General features: G+C 71.3%; 1 protein-coding gene. It reads right to left on the reverse strand.

What is annotated here, in order from left to right; genetic code table 11:
• Positions 1-190: 190 nt before the first annotated feature.
• A complete protein-coding gene (locus E1286_RS47120; protein ID WP_132623918.1) occupies positions 191-1,474 on the reverse strand; it encodes a PTS transporter subunit EIIC in 1,284 nt (427 codons plus the stop codon).
• Positions 1,475-1,682: the final 208 nt, after the last annotated feature.

Below are 1,682 nucleotides of genomic sequence, written 5' to 3' on the forward strand. Positions count from 1 at the left end.
GCTCGGGGGAGTGGGCTCGGGGGAGAAGGAATCGTGCTTAGGAGTTTTCGGCCCGGCGCAGGAATACAGACGGCGCCAACTTCCCGGCCCGCGACCAGGGATGTGTGCGCTTTTGCGGGAGAAGTGGGGGCCGAGCTGGAGCCCCTCGTCCGGAATTACGGGCTCGGCAGAGAACCCGGAACGGTCGCCCTCAACGGGGCTCGGCGGGCTCGGCGGGCTCGCGGCCGGGAGTGGGCAGCTTCATGACCCGGATCAGCACGCTGAAGATCACGTAGTAGAGCACCAGGTACACCAGGCCGAACCCGATGATCAGGGGGAGGCCGTGGGTGTTGGACTTGCCGGCGTTCAGCAGCATGTCGATGGCCCCGCCGGAGAACGTGAAGCCGAGCCGCGCGCCCAGCTCCGCCATCAGGGCCATCGACAGGCCCGTCAGCAGCGCGTGCACGGCGAACAGCACGGGCGCCACGAAGATGAAGGCGAACTCCAGCGGCTCGGTGATGCCCGTGACGAACGCCGTCAGCCCGGCGGAGAGCATGATGCCTCCGACGGACGAGCGGCGCTCCGGCGGGGCGGCCCGCCATATCGCCAGCGCCGCGCCCAGCAGACCGAACATCATGACCGGGAAGAAGCCGGTCATGAAGATGCCCGCGCCCTGCTCGCCGGCGAAATAGCAGTTCAGGTCGCCCGCGGCGTCCCGGATGGCGCCGTTCACGCCCGCGCGGCACTCGGGGAGGGTGAACCAGACGATGGTGTTGAGGAAGTGGTGCAGGCCCACGGGGATGAGGAGGCGGTTGGCGACGCCGTAGATGCCGGCGCCGGCGGTGCCGTGGGCGGAGAGCCAGTCGCCGACGTCCGACAGCCAGTCGCCGATCGGCCGCCACAGCAGGCCGAACAGCACGCCGAGGAGCAGGGCGGCGACGGCCGTGATGATGGGCACCGAACGCCGGCCGCCGAAGAACGCCAGCCACGAGGGCGGTTTGAAGCGGTAGAAACGCTGCCAGAGCAGGGCGGCGGTGATGCCGATGACGATGCCGCCCAGCACACCCGTGGGGTTCTGCGCGCCGAGATCGAGCGTCGGAGTGCCGTTCCGCAGGATCACGGTGACCTTGGTGTGGACGGCGCCCTCGCCGGCGTCGAAGAACAGCGTCTTGGTGACGCGGTCGAAGACCAGGTAGCCGACGACGGCGGCGAGCGCGGTGGAGCCGTCCGACTTGCGGGCGAAGCCGATCGCGACGCCGACGGCGAACAGCAGGGGCAGGTTGTCGAAGAGCGCGCCACCGGCCGCGGCCATGACCCGGGCCACCGGCAGCAGCCACGGCAAGGCGCCGCCGAGGCCGCCCGCGCCCAGCATGTCCTCCTGGCCGAAGCGGAACAGCAGACCGGCGGCGGGCAGCACCGCGATCGGCATCATGAGCGAACGGCCGATGCGCTGCAGCACGGCGAACGTCGATGACCAGGCCGTGGCCGTGCCCATGGCCGTGCTCCCCCCGCAGGTGCGTCGCGTCGCGGGGGATGCCGGATTTCTACCCCGCGGCCGATCTGCCGGAAACGCCCGGCCCACCGTACGCGCGGGACGGCGGCGCTAGGTCTCGCCGGAGCCGGAGCCGGAGCCGGAGCCGGAGCCGGAGCCGGGGTGGGGGTCGGAGTCGCGGTCGGGGTCGGAGTCGCGGTCGGGGTCGGGT

Origin of the sequence: Nonomuraea terrae, from assembly GCF_004348995.1 — a bacterium.
GTDB lineage: Bacteria > Actinomycetota > Actinomycetes > Streptosporangiales > Streptosporangiaceae > Nonomuraea > Nonomuraea terrae.

What these genes read in the sequence shown, in the direction of transcription:
- E1286_RS47120 (WP_132623918.1), bottom strand. Translation starts at nt 1,474, where the DNA reads ATGGGCACGGCCACGGCCTGGTCATCGACGTTCGCCGTGCTGCAGCGC.